Origin of the sequence: Alloalcanivorax balearicus MACL04, from assembly GCF_025532145.1 — a bacterium.
In the GTDB taxonomy this organism is placed as follows: Bacteria; Pseudomonadota; Gammaproteobacteria; order Pseudomonadales; family Alcanivoracaceae; genus Alloalcanivorax; species Alloalcanivorax balearicus.
On sequence record NZ_ARXS01000027.1, the window covers coordinates 42,572 to 59,416 of the forward strand.

Here is a 16,845-nt window from a genome sequence, read left to right on the forward strand (position 1 = left end):
CCATGGATATCAGCGATTTTTACAGCACCTTCTTTGAGGAAGCGGAGGAATTGTTGGGGGACATGGAAGCCCATTTGCTGGCGCTGGATGTCGACAATCCGGACATGGAGCAACTCAACGCCATCTTCCGGGCGGCCCACTCCATCAAGGGCGGCGCCGGTACCTTCGGGTTCGAGGCACTGCAACGCACCACCCATTTACTGGAGAACCTGCTCGATTACACCCGTCGCGGCGAACTCACGCTGCGTCGTGACATCGTCGATACCTTTCTGGAAGCGAAAGACATGCTACACGACCAACTGGACGCCTACCGCCAAGGCGTGGAGCCGGACGCGGAGGCGATGGCTCGTATCTGTGAGGTGCTGCGCAAGCTGGCGCTGGAGGAGATTGGTGAACCGGCGAGCGAGGTCGCCCCCGCTGCCACGCCGCCGCCGGCCAGTGGCGGGGCCGGACAATCCCTAAGTGTCGCTCTGCTGGGTGTGTCGGAAAGCGACCGAAAGCTGCTCATCGAGGAGTTGGGCCAGCTTGGCGATGTGCTGGAAACGCGAGGTGAAGACGACCGCTACGAAGTGTTGATGCAGTCCACCGCCAGCGCCGATGACATCGAGGCGGTGATGTGTTTCATCGTCGAGCCGGAGCAGCTGGACATTCGCGGTATCTCCCCGGAACAGCTGCCGGTGCCGGTGAAAGCGCCGGAGCCGCCTCCCAAAGCCGAAACGAAAAGCGCCGCGCGACCGGCCGTCGACAGCCGGGACAGCGGCGCCAATTCCTCCATCCGGGTTCCGGTGGCCAAGGTCGATCACATCATCAACCTGGTGGGCGAACTGATCATTACCCAGTCGATGCTCAATCAGGTGGTGGAGGATTCCGAATTCACCGGCGATGGCGGCTTCGCCTCCGGCCTCAGTCTGTTGCAGCGTACCGCCCGGGATCTTCAGGAAGCGGTGATGTCCGTGCGGATGGTGCCGATGGACTATGTGTTCAGCCGTTTTCCGCGTCTGGTACGCGATCTGGCCGGCAAGCTGGGCAAGGATGTGGAGCTGATTACCGAGGGCAAATCCACCGAGCTGGACAAGAGTCTCACCGAACGCATCATCGACCCTCTCACGCACCTGGTGCGCAACAGCCTGGATCATGGCCTGGAAACGCCGGAGCTTCGTGCCGCCGCCGGCAAGCCGGGCACCGGTCGTCTCACGCTTTCCGCGCAGCACCAAGGCGGCAATATTCTGATTGAAGTGAGCGATGACGGTGCCGGCCTGGACCGCGAGCGGATTCTTGCCAAGGCGCGCAGTAATGGACTGCCGGTGTCCGACAACATGAGTGACGAGGAAGTCTGGCAGCTGATCTTCGCGCCGGGCTTCTCCACGGCCGAAGCCGTCAGTGACGTCTCCGGCCGTGGGGTCGGAATGGATGTGGTCAAACGCAACATCCAGGCCATGGGTGGCCACGTGGATGTGCTCTCCGAAGCCGGCCAGGGCACCCGCACCCGCATCGTATTGCCATTGACCCTGGCCATTCTGGACGGCATGTCGGTGCGGGTCGGTGAGGAGACCTTCATTCTCCCGGTCAGCGCGGTGATCGAATCGCTGCAGCCGCGTGCCGATGACCTCTACACCATGGCCGGCGGCGATGTGCTGCTGAAAGTGCGTGAGGATTATCTGCCGTTGGTGGCCTTGCACCACGCCATGGAAGTGTCCGGCGCGGTGACCGACCCGACCTCGGCCATCGTTGTCATCGTACAGGGCGAAGGGCGCCGCTATGCCCTGCTGGTGGACGAACTGGTGGGCCAGCAGCAAGTGGTGGTCAAGAATCTGGAAACCAATTACCGCAAGGTTCCCGGAGTGTCCGCCGCCACCATTCTCGGTGATGGCAGCGTCGCGCTGATTCTGGATATCCCCGATCTGCACCGTCTCAGCCAAAGCAAGAAAGCGAGTGACGCGGTCGCTCGAAACTCCACTGTCTTTTCCTCCAAGGAGGTTTCCGCATCATGAGCAACCTGGTTTCCGTCAATCCCGTCAAGAAAGCCGCCGAGATCAGCAGCCGTGAATTCCTGGTGTTCTCCCTGGGTGACGAGGAGTACGCCATCGACATTCTCAAGGTCCAGGAGATTCGGGGTTACGAGAACGTCACCCGCATCGCCAATGCGCCGGATTTCATCAAGGGGGTGGCCAACCTGCGGGGCGTGATCGTGCCGATTGTCGATTTGCGCCTGAAATTCCGCCTGGCCAGTGCCGACTATACCCAGCAGACCGTGGTGATCGTCATCAATATCGGTACCCGTGTGGTCGGTATCGTGGTGGATCAGGTGTCGGACGTGATGACCTTGACCGCCGAGCAGATCAAACCGCCGCCGGAATTCGGTATCAGCCTGCCTTTGGATTACATCCATGGGCTCGGCAATCTGGAGGAACGCATGCTGGTACTGGTGGACATCGAGAGACTGCTCACCAGCGAGGAACTGGCCATCGTCGAGCGCGTTGGTGAATAACGGCTGAGTGAGATAACCATCGTGAAAGTACTGGATAACATGACGGTCAAAGTAAGTTGGGGGCTGGTTTTGGCGGCGTTCTCGTTGTTGATCCTGATCCTGAGCGCGCAGAGTGTGTACATTCTAAATCAGAGCCATGACGCGATGATCCGGCTGGCGGCGCAATCCGGTGACGTCGGCAGCCAGGCGCTGGCCGCTTTCGACACCTACGCCGCCACCATGCGCTGGGGGATAGGCGTGGTGATCGCGGCATCCGTGGTGCTGGTGGTGATCGTGCTGTGGGGCGTGACCGTGAATGTTATCCGGCCATTGCGCCAGGTAGTGGGGCACTTCGAACGGATGGCCAAAGGCGATTTGTCGGAGCGGATCGAGGCGCGTGGCAATAACGAAATTGGTCAGCTGTACGCGGCCTTGTCGGATATGCAGCAAAGCCTGTCCCGAACCGTGGCTATTGTGCGCGACAGCAGCCAGGGGATCTATCAGGGCGCCGGTGAAATCGCCCAGGGCAACAACGATTTGTCCTCGCGCACGGAACATCAGGCGGCGTCGCTGGAACAGACCGCCGCCAGTATGGAGCAGCTCACCTCGACGGTGGAGCAGAACGCCGACAATGCCCGTCAGGCCAGCCAATTGGCCGCCAGCGCTTCACAAACCGCACAGCGGGGCGGCGAGGTGGTGGGCGAGGTGGTGGGCACCATGGCTGAGATCAGCGGCAGTGCGCGCCAGGTGACCGAGATCATCGAGGTGATCGATTCCATCGCCTTCCAGACCAACATTCTGGCGTTGAACGCTTCGGTGGAAGCGGCCCGGGCCGGCGAGCAGGGCCGTGGTTTCGCGGTGGTGGCGGGAGAAGTCCGTGCTCTGGCCGGGCGCAGTGGCGAGGCTTCGAAAAAGATCCGTGCATTGATCGAAACGTCGGTGGAGCGCATCGAAGCCGGTACCCGGCTGGTGGATCAGGCGGGCAGTACCATGACCGACATCGTCGAAGCGGTGCGGCGGGTAACCGACATCATGGATGAGATTGCTTCCGCCTCGCAGGAGCAGAGCAAGGGCATCGGCCAGGTGAATCAGGCCATCACACAAATGGATCAGGTTACCCAACGCAACGCGGCTTTGGTGGAGGAGGCGGCCTCGGCGGCCAGTGAGCTGGAAGGGGAAGCCGCGCGGCTGCGGCAAGCGGTGGCGCTGTTCAAGCTGGCCCAGGCGAGAGACGACTCCGCCGATGGTGGCTTTGCCGTCGCTGTCGAGGCTGAGGTGGTGCATGCGTGATAACCAGCCCGTCACTCAACGGGAATACCCTCTGCGCGATGATCACTTTCTGATTTCCCGCACGGATCTGCGTGGCAAGATTACCTATGCCAATCCCGCCTTTATCGAGGTCAGTGGCTTCAGCCGGGAGGAGTTACTGGGCGCGCCTCATAATCTGGTTCGCCACCCGGATATGCCGCCACTGGCGTTTGAAAACCTCTGGAACACGCTCAAGCAGGGCGGCACCTGGGTCGGTGTGATCAAGAATCGCCGCAAGAACGGCGACCACTATTGGGTCAAGGCCCACGTCACACCGATCATGGAAGAGGGTGAAATCAAAGGGTATGTGTCGGTGCGACTGAAACCGGACGCCGACAGCGTGGCCCGGGCGGAGCACGATTATGCCGCCATGCGTCAGGGTAAGGGGCAGCATCTCTCGCTGGAACGGGGTGAGGTTCTGCGGCGGGGACCGCTCGGCTGGTGGCGGCGATTGGATCGGCGCGGTGGCGCCTTGCGCCTTGCGGGATTGGTGTTACTGGCCGTGGTGTTGTTGGCGATCAGCAGCGCGGCGGGGCTCTACGGCGCAAGCCATTTGCAGTCGGACGATCCCGTGCGCGGTCGGTTGATCCTCGCGCATGGTTTACTGTTGGCCGCCGGTGTGCCGATGCTGGTGTTGCTTGGCGTGATGACCGCCGGTGCCTTGTTGAAGCCCCTGCATGAGGCGGTGAAGTTCACTTTCCAGATCGCCGCCGGCAACCTGGCGGCACGGCCGCCGAATCGTACCGTGGGCGAAACGGGGCGGCTGGCCATGGCTTTGACAGTAATGCAACGCTGCCTTGGCAGCATCGTCGGCAACGTCAATGAGGGGATCGCGGCGGTGACGCCGGCTGCCCGCGGTATCGCCGAGGCCAATCGGGATTTGTCCTCTCATACCGAGCAGCAGGCCGCTTCCCTGCAGCAAACCGCGTCCAGCATGGAACAGATCACCAGCGCGGTGCGGCAAAACGCGGACAATGCCCGGCAAGTCAGCGGTCTGGTATCGCAGGCGGCCGGCCAGGTGGCGCACAGCGGCGAGGTGATGCGCGAGGTGGTCAGCACCATGGAGCGGATTACCGCCAGTTCCAGCAAGATGACGGTGATCATCGACAGTATCGACGCCATCGCCTTTCAGACCAATATTCTGGCGCTCAATGCCTCGGTGGAGGCGGCCCGGGCCGGGGAGCAAGGGCGCGGCTTCGCGGTGGTGGCCAGTGAAGTCCGTAACCTGGCCGGACGGTCCGCCGCCGCGGCGAAAGAGATTCGCGACCTGATCGCCAACTCGGGCCGGGAGATTCAGGGCGGAGCCGACCTGGTACACCGGGCGGAGAGCACCATCCGGGAAGTGGTGGCGTCGGTGACCCGGGTCAACGACATTATGGGGGAGATCACCTGTGCGTCCGAAGAACAGAGCGCCGGTATTGCCCAGATCAACCAGGCGGTGACACGGATGGACGAGACCATGCGGCACAATGCGCGGCGTATTCAGGGCTCCGCCGATGCCGCCGGCGCGCTGCGGGCCGAGGTCGATACGCTTGGGCATTCCGTGGCGGTGTTTCGTTTGCGCGGCGCCGACCGGGAAGAGGCGGGCCGCTCCCTTCGAGACAGGCCTCCGCTGGTGATGGATGCGGGGAGCTGATTTGAATCCGACTCAAGAGATGGCCGCTTCGTCTCTGTTTTCAGAGCGCGATCTGCATTTTTCCGCCAACGATTTTCAAACCATTCGTACGCTGATTTACCAGCGCGCCGGCATTGTTTTGGCGGAACACAAGAAGGACATGGTTTACAGCCGTGTCGGTCGCCTGGTGCGTGCCCGGGGCCTGACCCGTTTCGCCGATTATCTGGCCGGCCTGGAAGCCAGTGGGCAGGGTGTCGAATGGCAGGCGTTCGTCAACGCGCTCACCACCAACCTGACCTCTTTTTTTCGTGAATCGCACCACTTTCCGGTTCTGGCCGAGCATGTCCGTGGCCGTCGTGATCCGGTCCGGGTATGGAGTGCCGCGGCGTCTACTGGCGAAGAGCCTTATTCCATCGTCATGACGTTACTGGAAACCCTGGGTGAGCACGCCAACGTGGAGGTGCTGGCCACCGATATCGACACCGAGGCCCTGGACCGGGCCCGGCGTGCCGTCTATCCGCTGGAGCAGGTGGCGCGCCTGGATGACCAGCGCATGCGGCGTTTTTTTCAGAAAGGCAGTGGCGCCCGGGCCGGCTATGCCCGGGTCAAACCCGCCCTGGTGGCGAAGGTGCGTTTTCAGGTGATGAACCTTGTCGCCCGGGACTGGCCCTCCGAGCACCGTTTCGATGCCATCTTCTGCCGTAACGTGATGATCTATTTCGATCGTGAAACCCAGACCCGGGTCTTGGGACGGCTGGCCGACCGGCTCAAACCTGACGGGCTGTTGTTCGCCGGCCACTCGGAAAACGTTTCCTACCTGAGCGATCGCTTTCGCTCCCGCGGTCAGACGGTGTACTCGCTGGCATGAACGTGGCGGTGGCGCTGCTTCGCCAATCCGGCCTCAAGCTTGGCGCGTCACGGCCGATAAGCTAACCAGTAGGACTGTTGAACCAACGCCATTGCATTGTTTTCACCGTAACAGGGGCGGGTTTGGGCTATGGAAAAAATTCGCGTGCTGTGCGTTGACGATTCCGCGCTGATTCGTGATTTGATGCGCGAAATCATCAACCACCATCCCGATATGGAAGTGGTGGCGGTGGCGCCGGATCCCATTGTGGCGAGGGACCTGATCAAGCGGCATAACCCGGATGTGTTGACGCTGGATGTGGAAATGCCACGCATGGACGGACTCGACTTTCTGGAGCGCCTGATGCGTCTGCGGCCGATGCCGGTGCTGATGGTGTCGTCGTTGACTCAAGCCGGATCGGAAATCACCTTGCGTGCGTTGGAGCTGGGCGCGGTGGATTTCATCGAGAAGCCGTCATTGGGGATTCGCTCGGGCATGCTCGATTACAGCGAACTGATCGCGGAAAAAATTCGCGCCACGGCCCGCTCCCGACCTCGCCGCGTCAATGAGGCCCGGGTATCGCCGCCGAAGTTGAAGGCACCGATCATTTCCAGCGAAAAACTGGTGATTCTGGGGGCTTCCACGGGCGGAACCGAAGCGATTCGGGAAGTGCTGTCACCGCTGCCGCCAAACAGTCCGGCGATTCTGATCGCGCAACATATGCCCGGTGGGTTCACCCGATCGTTTGCCGAACGGCTCAACCGGCTCTGCACGGTGACGGTAAAGGAGGGGGAACACGGAGAGCGGGTGCTGCCCGGTCACGTGTACATCGCGCCGGGGGACGCGCACATGCTGTTGGCCCGTAGCGGGGCGAACTATGTGATTCACCTTGATCAGGGGCCGCCGGTGAATCGTCACCGGCCCTCCGTGGATGTGCTGTTCCGCTCCGCGGCGCAGCACGCCGGCCGCAACGCCATTGGCGTCTTGCTCACCGGTATGGGCAAGGACGGTGCCGGGGGACTGCTTGCCATGCGTGAAGCCGGTGCCCACACCCTGGCCCAGGATCAGGACACCTCCCTGGTGTTCGGGATGCCTCGTGAAGCCATCGCTCTGGACGCGGCGATCGAAGTGCTGCCACTGGACCAGGTGGCGCCGCGTCTGATGGCACTGGCGGCCGCTTCCGGGCGGGCTCAGCGGGTATAGACAGAACAACCTTGAAAAAAGGAAAGGCCGGCTATGATGAAATTCGTGCGAAATATCAATATCAATACGGCGGTGGCCGGGGCTCTGATTTGCTGTGCGCTTTTGATCAGCGGTCTCGCCGCCATTCGCATCCTGACCAACCAGATGGTGGATTCGTCGATCTCCACCCTCAATCAGGTCAACGTGCAGCAACTGAATCAAGTGGCCCGGGCCACAACCTTGTTGAACCAGGCCCGTATTGAAATGGATCTGGCCGCGGACTATCTGGATAACGGCATGCGGCTGGTGGCGGACAACCAGATTCAGCGGGTCAGTGGTTTCCTGGAGCGCGCCGAGCACCGGTTTCAGAATTTTCTCGATAGCCCGAAAACGGAGATGGGGGCGGCTCGCGCCGATGAGCTGGGCAGTGCTTTCCAGGAAGTGCTGCGGTTGGTGAAACTGCAATACGACTATCTGCAAAAAGCCGATTTGCGTACCTACCGTAATCTGCGCCAGGAATTGCTGACACCCAATGACAGTCTCAATGACAGTCTCACCGATTTCACCCGCTATGCGGACGAGCGCGGCCAGGAGGTCATGGGCCATTACCACCAGCAGACCACCTTGTTCTCTTACATCGGCATCGGCATGCTGGTGCTCACCGGTATCATCATGGTGCTGGTGTATCTGATGTTGCGCGGTGTGGTGGTGAAACCGCTGAGCTGGGCGGTGGAGAATCTGCAACGGATCGCCCGCGCCGATCTGTCCGAGGACATCAAAGTGCCAGGCAACAATGAAATCGGCAAGCTGTTCAGCGCCATGGCGGAGATGCAGCACAGTCTCGGTAAGATCGTCACCGAGGTGCGTGAAAGCGGCAACGCCATTTATGTTGGCGCCTCCGAGATCGCCAGCGGCAACGCGGATCTGTCTTCCCGTACCGAACAGCAGGCTGCTTCCCTGGAAGAGACCGCCACCAGCATGGAACAGCTCACCGCCACGGTGAAGCAGAATGCCGATAACGCCCGGCAGGCCAGCGGCCTGGCCAACGACGCCTCCGGCACCGCCGGTCGTGGCGGTACCGTGATGGAACGGGTGATCGGTACCATGCGCGGTATTTCCGACAGCTCCCGCAAGGTGGCGGAAATCACCAGCATGATCGACTCCATTGCCTTCCAGACCAACATCCTCGCGCTGAACGCCTCGGTGGAGGCGGCGCGCGCCGGTGAACAGGGGCGTGGTTTCGCGGTGGTGGCCGGTGAAGTGCGCAACCTGGCGGGCAACAGTGCCGATGCCGCCCGGCAAATCAAGGAGTTGATCGAGAGCTCCGTGTCCCAGGTGGATGAAGGCTCCCGTCTGGTGGAGGAGGCCGGGGAGACCATGCGGGAAGTGGTGGCCGCGGTGAAGCGGGTCACTGACATCATGGATGAGATCTCTTCCGCCTCACAGGAACAGAGTGGGGGTATCGAGCAGGTCAGCCAGGCGGTAACGCAAATGGATGAAGTGACCCAGCAAAACGCGTCGCTGGTGCAGGAAGCCACCGCCGCCGCCGCGTCACTGGAAGAACAGGCCCGGCGTTTGGAAAAAGCGGTGGCCATCTTCCGTCTGCGGCCGGAACAGCCGGCCTCCTTGTCACTTTGGCGCAAACCGGAGCCGGGTGATGGCCCGAAAACCTCTGGGGAGATCGAGGGTGACGACGACAGCAGTACCAAGGCGGAAAAGTCGGTAACGGCGGAAGAAAAAATGAAAAAGGTGGTGCCGCGCCGCGAAGCGGTGACCACCGAGGATGACTGGGAAGAGTTCTGACCGGAATCAAGTAGCGGAGAGCACAATCGTGGACAAGAACATGAGTATTCTGGTGGTGGATGATTTTCCCACCATGCGCCGCATCATCCGCAGCCTGCTCAAGGAGCTGGGATTCGGCAATGTGGATGAAGCGGAGGATGGTCAGGAAGCCCTGACCAAGTTGCGTGGAGGTGGCTTTCAGTTCGTGGTGTCGGATTGGAACATGCCCAACCTGGACGGTCTGGAAATGCTCAAGCAGATTCGCGCCGACGGCGATCTGAACCACTTGCCGGTGTTGATGGTGACCGCGGAGGCGAAGAAGGAAAACATCATCGCCGCGGCCCAGGCCGGAGCCAACGGTTACATCGTCAAACCCTTTACCGCCGTCACGCTGGAAGAAAAGCTCAACAAGATCTTCGAGAAACTTGGCGCATAACCCGTTACAAGCAGCATCCGGGAATGGTGGTGGCACACCGCCGGCCAGGGCCGGCAGGATGCCAGACCTCCCGAGGCAGGAGAAAGCAGCATGAGCAACGAGGCCGGGCATATCAGCGAAGGGGCAGCCGGATCCGACGATCTGGTCCAGCGTATTGGCCAGCTTACCCGCATGTTGCGCGACAGCATGCGCGAACTGGGTCTGGATAAGGAAGTGGTCAAGGCGGCGGAGGCGATTCCCGATGCCCGGGCCCGCTTGAACTACGTGGCCACCATGACCGAGCAGGCGGCCGACAGGGCGCTGAACGCCATTGATCGCGCACAGCCACTGCAGAATCAGATGGCCGCCCGTGCCGGTGATCTGGATCAGCGCTGGCAAACCTGGTTCCAGGAACCCAAGGAACTGGACCAGGCCCGCGACCTGGTCAACGACACGCGAGCGTTTTTCGGCGAGGTGCCGGACCTGGCTCAGGCCACCAACAAGGAACTGTTGGAAATCATGATGGCTCAGGACTTCCAGGATCTCACCGGCCAGGTGATCAAGAAGATGATGGAAGTGATCCAGGAGGTGGAGCGGCAGTTGCTGCAAGTGCTGCTGGATAACGTTCCGGAAGGCCGGGAGCGTGATGACATGCAGCGTCGCCGCGACGAATCCCTGATCAATGGGCCGCAGATCGACGCCGCCAAGGAAGACGTGGTCAGCAGCCAGGATCAGGTGGATTCCCTGCTGGATGAGCTGGGGTTCTGAGGAATCTGCTTTCTGGCTTTGCCCTCTGTGGGAGCTCGCCTGCAAGCTCCCACAGAGGCTCCGTAGCGCTCTCTGTGGGAAGCGGGCTTGCTCGCGATTCTTTCGAATAACCCCCATTCCCTGCCTCTAATCCACCGTTAGCCGTGCCGCCGCTTTGCCGACAATGATGGGCCGAATACCCAGCCCTCCTTGACGGTGCCATGGCGGACGATACCCAGGACCAGGAAAAGACCGAACCGGCCACTCCCCGACGATTGGAACAGGCGCGGGAAGAAGGCCAGGTGCCGCGTTCGCGGGAGCTGGCTACCTTTCTGTTGTTGTTCGCCGGGGTCGGGGGCCTGTGGGTCATGTCCGGCCCGTTGTTCGGCCAGCTCGGGCTGGTGATGGAGCAGTCCTTCCTGTTTGAGCGTCGCCAGGCGCTGGATACCGGCCCGATGCTCGGCCACGCGGCGGATCTGGGGGTGCGAACCCTGGTGGCGCTGGTACCGCTGTTCCTGACGCTGCTGGTAGTGGCGTTGGTGGCGCCGATGCTCACTGGCGGCTGGTCCATGAGCGCCAAGGCGCTGCAACCGAAATTCTCCAAACTCAATCCGATCGCGGGCCTGAAACGCATGTTTTCCAGCCAGGCGCTGGCGGAGCTGGCCAAGGCGTTGGCCAAATCGATATTGGTGGGAGGCGTGGCGGTGTTTTTCCTGTTACGCCACAAAGGAGAATTCATGGCGTTGATGGAGCAGCCGTTACGTCTGGCGATGACCAATGCGCTGACGCTGGCCGCTTCCGCCAGTGGTTTGATGGTGCTGACGCTGCTGGTGGCCGTGCTGATCGATGTGCCTTACCAGCTCTGGAGTCACGCCAAGAAGCTGCGTATGAGCAAGGAAGAGATCAAACGCGAACACAAGGAAAGCGAGGGGGATCCGCAACTCAAGGCGCGTATCCGTTCGCAGCAGCAGAGCGTGGCGCGCCAGCGCATGATGAGCAAGGTGCCCGAGGCGGACGTGATCGTCACCAACCCCAGCCATTTCGCCGTGGCCCTGCGTTACCAGGAAGGCCTCATGTCCGCGCCGCGGGTGGTGGCCAAAGGGGCGGATCAGGTAGCGGCGCGCATTCGCGCTTTGGGCGAGGAACACCGGGTGCCGTTGCTGGAAGCGCCGCCGTTGGCGCGTGCCCTGTATCGTCACGTGGATCTGGACCAGGAAATCCCCGCCGCTTTGTACACCGCCGTGGCGGAGGTGTTGGTCTGGGCGTTCCGTCTCAAGAGTGCCCGCGGCAGTGGTGAAGCGTCTCCGGAGCCACCACGGGATTTGCCGGTGCCGGATGAGCTGGCGGTGCCCGCCGCCGATCAAGGGAGCGTGTCATGATCGGATCGCTGCTGGGAACGGGAGGCCGTTTATCGGTGAAGAACGTGCCGATGAAGATCATGGCCGGTCCGGTATTGATCCTGCTGGTCATGTCCATGCTGATCCTGCCGCTGCCGCCGTTCGCGCTGGATCTGTTCTTTACCTTCAATATCGCCCTGGCGGTGATGGTGCTGCTGGTCAGCATGTTCACCCTCAACTCCCTGGACTTCTCCGCCTTTCCATCGGTGCTGCTGTTCACCACCCTGATGCGGTTGTCGCTGAACGTGGCCTCCACCCGGGTGGTGTTGATGGATGGACACGAGGGTGGCGACGCCGCCGGTAAGGTGATCGAGGCGTTCGGTCAGTTTCTGGTGGGCGGCAACTTCGCCGTTGGCCTGGTGGTGTTTCTGATCCTGGTGGTGATCAACTTCGTGGTGATCACCAAAGGCGCCGGGCGCATCGCCGAGGTGGGCGCGCGCTTCACCCTCGACGCCATGCCTGGCAAACAAATGGCCATCGATGCCGACCTCAACGCCGGTCTGATCGGTGAGGAGGAAGCCCGCCGCCGCCGTGCCGATGTGGCCAAGGAAGCGGATTTTTACGGTTCCATGGACGGTGCCAGCAAGTTCGTTCGCGGCGACGCCGTGGCCGGGCTGGTGATCATGGTGGTGAACGTGCTCGGCGGTTTGTTGATCGGCATGCTGCAGCACGACATGAGCTTCGCCGAAGCGGGCCGCACCTATGCGCTGCTGACCATCGGTGACGGCCTGGTGGCACAGATTCCGGCGCTGGTGATCTCCACCGCCGCCGGTGTCACCGTGTCGCGGGTTAACACCGATCAGGATATCGGCGAGCAGATCATCGACCAGTTGCTGGTCAATCCCAAGGTAATGTTCCTGGCCGCCGGCGTGATGGGGCTGCTGGGGCTGGTGCCGGGGATGCCGAACTTGGTGTTCCTGTTGTTCACTCTGGCGCTGGGGGGGCTTGCCTGGTATCTGATCCGGCGGCGCGACCGCAACCTGGCGGAACAACACATCGAGGCCGCGGCGGCGCCGGAGCCGGAAGCGCCGGAGGCTACCTGGGACGATGTGCGGCTGATCGATACCCTTGGTCTGGAAGTGGGGCACCGTCTGATCCCGCTGGTGGATCATCGGCAACACGGTGAGTTGCTCGGCCGCATCAAGAGCGTGCGCAAGAAGTTCGCTCAGGAGGTGGGCTTTTTGCCGCCGGTGGTGCACATCCGCGACAACCTGGAGTTGGATGCCAACAGCTATGTGATCACCCTCAAGGGGGCGGAAGTGGGACGCGGCCAGGCTTTCCCCGGCCAGTGGCTGGCCATCGATCCCGGTCAGGTATCCGGCACCCTGGAAGGACGCGCCACCCACGACCCGGCCTTCGGCCTGCCGGCGGTATGGATCGACGAATCCCAGCGGGAACGGGCCCAGGTGTACGGCTACACGGTGGTGGACGCCGGCACCGTGGTGGCCACTCACTTCAATCATCTGTTGCACCGTTACGGCGCGGAAATGCTGGGGCGCAAGGAAGTTCAGCAGTTGCTGGACAAACTGGGCGAAGAGCAGAAGGCGCTGGTGGAAGAGGTGGTGCCCAAGGCCGTGTCGCTGACCACGCTGCAACGCATTCTGCAAAACCTGCTGGACGAGGACGTGCCGATCCGCGATCTGGGCACCATCCTCGATGCCCTGGCCGAGCCGGGCAATGCTCAGACCGATGCGGAAGAACTGACCGCCCGGGTACGCGTGGCCCTGGGCCGGGCGATTACCGATCGGTGGTTCCCCGCCACCGGTGAGCTGACGGTGATTGGCCTCGACGCCGGTCTCGAACAGGTGCTCGAACAAGCGCTCAACGGCGGTGGTGCGCTGGAGCCCGGTCTGGCGGATACGCTGATGAAGCAGGCCGGCGCCGCCCTGGAGCGGCAGGAGAATGCTGGCTTGCCGCCGGTGCTGGTGGTGGTGCCGGCCTTGCGTGGCCTGCTGGCCCGTTTCCTGCGCCGCCGCCTGCGTCACCTTGTGGTGCTGTCCCAGGCGGAAATCCCCGATGACCGTACCTTGCGCGTCACCGAACTGATCGGAATGCAGCCATGAACACCGATGAAGGAAGAGGGCCATGAGTGTCCATCGTTTTGTCGCACCGACGCAGCGCGAGGCCATGCGCCGGGTCCGCGAGGCCCTGGGCGACGATGCCCTGATCGTGGCCAACCGCCCGGTGCCCGGTGGCGTGGAGCTGGTCGCCCTGCGCGAGGGGGAAGATGCCCCCGGGTCCCCGCCTTCCGGCGAGGCCTTGCCGATGGCGGAAGGTGACGCCGATGTCAGCCGGTTATTGCTGAAGGAAGTGGAAACGCTGCGGGCACTGTTGCGGCGTCGGGAGCGTGGTGAGGGCGCCAATAATTCGCCGTTGGCGGCGACGCTCCGTGGCGCTGGTTTCAGTGCCGCCCTGATCAGCGATGTGCTGGCGGGGCTGCCGGAGGAAGCCGGTGAGGGCGATGCCGCCCGGGCCTGGGTGGAACAACAACTGGCGCACCGCCTCAATGCCCAGGCGCGGCCCTGGGACAAATTGGCCGAAGGCGGTGTCCTGGCGTTGGTGGGGCCCACCGGCGTGGGCAAAACCACCACCGCCGGCAAGCTGGCGTCGCACTACGCCATGCGCTGGGGGGCGGATCAGGTGGCTCTGGTCAGCGCCGATGGCTACCGGGTGGCGGCCCGGGACCAATTGCGTGTCTACGCGGAACTGCTCGGCGTGGATCTGCATCTGCTGTCACCGGGGCGCACGCTGGCCTCGTTGGCGGGAGTCTTGAACGACAAGCGTCTGGTGATCATCGACACGGTGGGGCTGGGACAGCGCGATGAACGTCTGGCGGAAGGGTTCGCGCCTCTGGTGGGCGGCGCGCGCAGCACCCGGGCCGTGCTGTTGCTGAACGCGGCCAGTCAGGCGGAGACCCTGGACGAGGTCAGCACTCACTATCGCCGTGCCGCGCGGCAAGCCGGGATGACGCTGGACGATGTCATCATCACCAAGAGTGATGAAGCGGCCCGTCTGGCGCCGTTGCTGGACGTGGTGATCGGTCAGGGACTGCGGCCCTGGTTCCAATGTGATGGCCAACGGGTGCCGGAAGATCTGGCTCCTCTGGACGGTGTCGAACTGGTCCGGCAAGCCTTGAATCAGGGCGATTGCCGGACCGGCGGCGCGCTGCCGTTTAATCCACTGGCCCAGACCGGCACCCTGGTGAATACCCTCGCCGACCTGCGTCGCGACGTGCCCGGCTTCTCCTGGCTGGAACGGGCACTGGCGGGGCAATGGCAGAGGCAGCCGCCGCTGCCGCGGGGCGACGAGACCGGCTGGCTGTTCTGGCCGGCGGCGCGGGATGAGGCTGCCCTGGTGCTGGGCAAGGAGGGCGAGGCCTGGCCGCTGTGGCCGCCGGAGGAGGCTTCCCGCATTCGCTGTTTGCAATGGTGCCGCCGCCATTACCCGTCACTGATGCCGGTGCTCTCCGGTGTGCCGCAAGCCACCGTCTGGCGGTGGCTGGATCGTCAGGCGATAGACTGGATGGCGAGGGTACAGGCACAGGCGCGGGTGCGTTATCGGGGAGACATCCAGCCATTGTGGGCGCTGCGCGAACAGGCACCGGAACTGGGGGAGGCATTGTTGCGGCAGAAAGGGCGCACGTTGCGGGTCAGCCTGCGCGCCTTGCCGGTGGCGGCGGCTTCCGGCCGTCGTTACAGCGGCCTGGTGCGTGCCTGGTTCCTGCAAGCGCGGGATCCTGACACGGATCGGGTGCGTGGCTGGCGTTATGCCTTGCTGCCCATTGATTGGGACCTGTCGCGGGCGCGACCGCATTTGCTGGCGTTGTGGCGGGGGCAGGCGGTGGCCGGGCTCAGCCAGCGGGCCATGCGGGAGCTGCCGGCGGGCGCCGCCTTGTCACCGGGCGATTCTTCACCTTCCTCTTCCCGCTACGCGTCTTATCGTTCCGCCGCCGCCGGACTGGCGGCCCTGGCCTGCCGTCTCGACGAGGAGCAGAGCGACTGGGCGGTGGCCACTCGCGGCCGGGTCCTGGGCCTGCTCGGGCCACGCCGCCGGCGCACCCCGGAACGGCTGCTGACGGCGCTGCTGCATGTGATCCGCACCCACGACGCTCTGCGTCTGATGAGGGCGTCATGACCGCCGTGCCCGGTGTGGATCAAGCCGCCGGACTGCGGGCCTGGGCCGCCACGCGCGGCCAAAGTGTCGCGCCGACCCTGGTGGTGGTGGGCGATCCGCTGCCCGCCCAGGCCGGACGGCGGGCCCGGGCGGTGCTGGAGTACTGGGCGGACCGCGGCTGGCGTTGGGTCGGTGTGGCACAGGACTGGCGCATCGTGCCGCTGTCTCCAGCTTTGCCGGTGCCGGCCAGTGCCCGGCGCGAACCCCGTTGGGCGCTGTGGGTGGAGCCGGACGGCGCCGGTTTGCGCCGGGCGCTGAGTTGTCTGGAATCGGTGCGGCGTCAGCAAGGACCGCGGCGCTTGCTGGCGCTGCACCCGCCCCGGCTGCAACGGCGCGGCCTGCTGGACAACCTGCAACAGGCGGCCTGGCGTTTTCTCGACACCGATCTGGTGGTGCTGGCGCCATGACAGTGCTGCGCGGGCTGCTGTGGATGAGCCTGCTGTGGCCCTGGCTGGCACCGGCGGCGCCGGGCAGCTGGAGTGCCGAGGCGCCTCCGGTGCGGGTGGCGGTGCCGGGACGGGTCTATCACAGCGAGGAACTGCTGCCACCCGGCGACGCCGCTTCGCGGGGCAATTACATCCAGAAAGTACGCTGGCGCTACAGCACGCCACCAGGGCGTTCGTTGCGGGCCTGGTTATGCCAGGGCGAACGCTGCCTGCGTTTGTCCGGCAATCGGGGCATCAGCGAAGCGCTCCAGGGACCGGCTTGGTCGCCGCTGTCGTTCCGTTTCCAACTGCCCGACGGTGAACGCCGCGCGGTGACGGTCACCGACATTCAGGTTCTGGTCAATTATTGATCTCAACCCCATCGTGGTCCTTTCCGGTATGGAGAGGGCCAATGCTGTCCCACAGTTCGCCAGCACGCTTACACGCAACACGCTTGCACGCCAGCACGCCAGCACGCCAGCACGCC

At 63.4% G+C, this 16,845-nt stretch carries 14 protein-coding genes; all 14 read left to right on the forward strand.

Annotated elements, in window-relative coordinates:
- Positions 1 to 2: 2 nt before the first annotated feature.
- The 14 genes from cheA (at position 3) to MA04_RS18090 (ending at position 16,729) form a co-directional block, all read left to right on the forward strand.
- Positions 3 to 1,991: a chemotaxis protein CheA gene (gene cheA, locus MA04_RS18025; protein ID WP_262461976.1), complete on the forward strand. Its 1,989-nt coding sequence runs from the start codon at positions 3 to 5 to the stop codon at positions 1,989 to 1,991.
- Positions 1,988 to 2,488, forward strand: a complete 501-nt coding sequence (locus tag MA04_RS18030; protein ID WP_022995636.1) for a chemotaxis protein CheW — start codon at positions 1,988 to 1,990, stop codon at positions 2,486 to 2,488. The genes cheA and MA04_RS18030 overlap by 4 nt, the downstream gene beginning before the upstream one ends.
- Positions 2,489 to 2,509: 21 nt before the next feature.
- Positions 2,510 to 3,757 (forward strand): methyl-accepting chemotaxis protein, encoded by a 1,248-nt coding sequence (locus MA04_RS18035; RefSeq protein WP_262461977.1) that lies wholly within the window; start codon positions 2,510 to 2,512, stop codon positions 3,755 to 3,757.
- Complete coding sequence (locus MA04_RS18040) at positions 3,750 to 5,411, forward strand: methyl-accepting chemotaxis protein (protein WP_262461979.1); 1,662 nt, start codon at positions 3,750 to 3,752, stop codon at positions 5,409 to 5,411. The genes MA04_RS18035 and MA04_RS18040 overlap by 8 nt, the downstream gene beginning before the upstream one ends.
- A gap of 19 nt (positions 5,412 to 5,430) precedes the next feature.
- The gene (locus tag MA04_RS18045) at positions 5,431 to 6,258 is read left to right on the forward strand and encodes a CheR family methyltransferase (protein ID WP_262461995.1); all 828 of its coding nucleotides are present in this window, start codon (positions 5,431 to 5,433) and stop codon (positions 6,256 to 6,258) included.
- A gap of 129 nt (positions 6,259 to 6,387) precedes the next feature.
- Positions 6,388 to 7,440 (forward strand): protein-glutamate methylesterase/protein-glutamine glutaminase, encoded by a 1,053-nt coding sequence (locus tag MA04_RS18050; protein WP_262461982.1) that lies wholly within the window; start codon positions 6,388 to 6,390, stop codon positions 7,438 to 7,440.
- A 33-nt stretch (positions 7,441 to 7,473) separates the two neighbouring features.
- Positions 7,474 to 9,222 (forward strand): methyl-accepting chemotaxis protein, encoded by a 1,749-nt coding sequence (locus tag MA04_RS18055; RefSeq protein ID WP_262461983.1) that lies wholly within the window; start codon positions 7,474 to 7,476, stop codon positions 9,220 to 9,222.
- Positions 9,223 to 9,247: 25 nt separating this feature from the next.
- The gene (cheY, locus tag MA04_RS18060) at positions 9,248 to 9,637 is read left to right on the forward strand and encodes a chemotaxis response regulator CheY (protein ID WP_262461996.1); all 390 of its coding nucleotides are present in this window, start codon (positions 9,248 to 9,250) and stop codon (positions 9,635 to 9,637) included.
- A 90-nt stretch (positions 9,638 to 9,727) separates the two neighbouring features.
- On the forward strand, positions 9,728 to 10,384 hold the full coding sequence (gene cheZ, locus MA04_RS18065; RefSeq protein ID WP_262461985.1) for a protein phosphatase CheZ: 657 nt from the start codon (positions 9,728 to 9,730) through the stop codon (positions 10,382 to 10,384).
- A gap of 200 nt (positions 10,385 to 10,584) precedes the next feature.
- The gene (gene flhB, locus MA04_RS18070) at positions 10,585 to 11,742 is read left to right on the forward strand and encodes a flagellar biosynthesis protein FlhB (RefSeq protein WP_080531358.1); all 1,158 of its coding nucleotides are present in this window, start codon (positions 10,585 to 10,587) and stop codon (positions 11,740 to 11,742) included.
- On the forward strand, positions 11,739 to 13,823 hold the full coding sequence (gene flhA, locus MA04_RS18075) for a flagellar biosynthesis protein FlhA (protein ID WP_262461988.1): 2,085 nt from the start codon (positions 11,739 to 11,741) through the stop codon (positions 13,821 to 13,823). Before flhB ends, flhA begins: the two co-directional genes overlap by 4 nt.
- Before the next feature lie 22 nt (positions 13,824 to 13,845).
- Positions 13,846 to 15,894, forward strand: a complete 2,049-nt coding sequence (flhF, locus tag MA04_RS18080) for a flagellar biosynthesis protein FlhF (RefSeq protein ID WP_262461990.1) — start codon at positions 13,846 to 13,848, stop codon at positions 15,892 to 15,894.
- Positions 15,891 to 16,340, forward strand: a complete 450-nt coding sequence (locus MA04_RS18085; RefSeq protein WP_022995625.1) for a hypothetical protein — start codon at positions 15,891 to 15,893, stop codon at positions 16,338 to 16,340. The genes flhF and MA04_RS18085 overlap by 4 nt, the downstream gene beginning before the upstream one ends.
- Positions 16,337 to 16,729 carry a flagellar protein FlhE gene (locus MA04_RS18090; protein WP_262461992.1) on the forward strand — a complete coding sequence of 131 codons (393 nt, stop codon included), beginning with the start codon at positions 16,337 to 16,339 and terminating at the stop codon, positions 16,727 to 16,729. Before MA04_RS18085 ends, MA04_RS18090 begins: the two co-directional genes overlap by 4 nt.
- Positions 16,730 to 16,845: the final 116 nt, after the last annotated feature.

Bases quoted from the DNA above. Each gene is read 5' to 3' on its own strand.
- cheA (WP_262461976.1), top strand. From the start codon at position 3: ATGGATATCAGCGATTTTTACAGCACCTTCTTTGAGGAAGCGGAGGAA.
- MA04_RS18030 (WP_022995636.1), top strand. From the start codon at position 1,988: ATGAGCAACCTGGTTTCCGTCAATCCCGTCAAGAAAGCCGCCGAGATC.
- MA04_RS18040 (WP_262461979.1), top strand. From the start codon at position 3,750: ATGCGTGATAACCAGCCCGTCACTCAACGGGAATACCCTCTGCGCGAT.
- MA04_RS18045 (WP_262461995.1), top strand. From the start codon at position 5,431: ATGGCCGCTTCGTCTCTGTTTTCAGAGCGCGATCTGCATTTTTCCGCC.
- MA04_RS18050 (WP_262461982.1), top strand. From the start codon at position 6,388: ATGGAAAAAATTCGCGTGCTGTGCGTTGACGATTCCGCGCTGATTCGT.
- MA04_RS18055 (WP_262461983.1), top strand. From the start codon at position 7,474: ATGATGAAATTCGTGCGAAATATCAATATCAATACGGCGGTGGCCGGG.
- cheZ (WP_262461985.1), top strand. From the start codon at position 9,728: ATGAGCAACGAGGCCGGGCATATCAGCGAAGGGGCAGCCGGATCCGAC.
- flhB (WP_080531358.1), top strand. From the start codon at position 10,585: ATGGCGGACGATACCCAGGACCAGGAAAAGACCGAACCGGCCACTCCC.
- flhA (WP_262461988.1), top strand. From the start codon at position 11,739: ATGATCGGATCGCTGCTGGGAACGGGAGGCCGTTTATCGGTGAAGAAC.
- flhF (WP_262461990.1), top strand. From the start codon at position 13,846: ATGAGTGTCCATCGTTTTGTCGCACCGACGCAGCGCGAGGCCATGCGC.
- MA04_RS18085 (WP_022995625.1), top strand. From the start codon at position 15,891: ATGACCGCCGTGCCCGGTGTGGATCAAGCCGCCGGACTGCGGGCCTGG.
- MA04_RS18090 (WP_262461992.1), top strand. From the start codon at position 16,337: ATGACAGTGCTGCGCGGGCTGCTGTGGATGAGCCTGCTGTGGCCCTGG.